Raw genomic sequence first — 877 nt, 5'->3', positions numbered from 1 at the left:
GCGCAGCTCCGCCAGGGCCGCCCGGCGGGGGCGGTGCGCGCGGCCCGCCGGGCGGCCCTGGCGGAGCTGCGCGAGGACCCCCGCCGGCGGCCGCCGCGGGTGGACGGCTACGAGGTGCGCCACCTGCTGGGCGCCGGCGGCTCGGCCGTGGTGTGGGCCGGCGCCGGCCCGGACGGGGTGCTGCGCGCGCTGAAGGTGCTGCAGCCGCTGGCGGACGGGCCCGGCGCGGGGGAGGCCGGGGACGCGCAGGACCTGCTGCGCGAGCTGTCCCTGCTGCGGCGCGTGCGCCACCCGCGCGTGGTGGCCGTGCACGACATCTCCCGCGACGCCTCGGGCCGCCCGGTGCTCGTGCTCGAGCTGGCCCCCGGCGGCAGCCTCGCCCGCGCGGTGCAGCAGCGGGGGCGCCTGGGGGCCGCCGAGGTCGTCGGGCTGCTGTCCGTGCTCGGGCCGGCCCTGGAGGAGCTGCACTCGGCGGGCGTGGTGCACGGGGACGTCTCGCCCGGCAACGTGCTGCTCGACGCCCGCGGCGAGCCGCTGCTCGCCGACCTCGGCCTGGCCCGGGCGCTGGGCCGGCAGCACGGCAGCGTGCTGGGCACCCCCGGCTTCGCCGACCCGGCCGTCCTGGCCGGCGGCGACCTCGGTGCCGCCTCCGACGTCCACGGCCTGGCCGCCGTCGCGTGGTGGGCGCTGACGGGCGAGGTGCCGCCGGCGGGTCCGGGCGGGGTGACGCGCTGGTCGGCGCGCCGCGCCGGGTCCACCCTGCCGCGCGGCACCTCCACCGAGCTGCTCGCCGTGCTGCGCGAGGGGCTGCACCGCCGTCCGGCGCGCCGCCCCACCCCCGGGGAGCTGGCGCAGGCGGCGGCGGCGTGCGCCCGGC

General features: G+C 82.7%; 1 protein-coding gene. It reads left to right on the top strand.

Features of this window, described 5'->3' with window-relative positions:
• A partial coding sequence (locus GTR00_RS21835; RefSeq protein WP_166613582.1) for a serine/threonine-protein kinase occupies window positions 1-877 on the top strand: 877 nt, incomplete at both ends.

Source organism: Kineococcus indalonis (assembly GCF_009906395.1).
Lineage (GTDB): Bacteria > Actinomycetota > Actinomycetes > Actinomycetales > Kineococcaceae > Kineococcus > Kineococcus indalonis.
The sequence above is the reverse complement of the archived record's forward strand: the minus strand, read 5'-3'. Positions and strand labels throughout refer to the sequence as shown.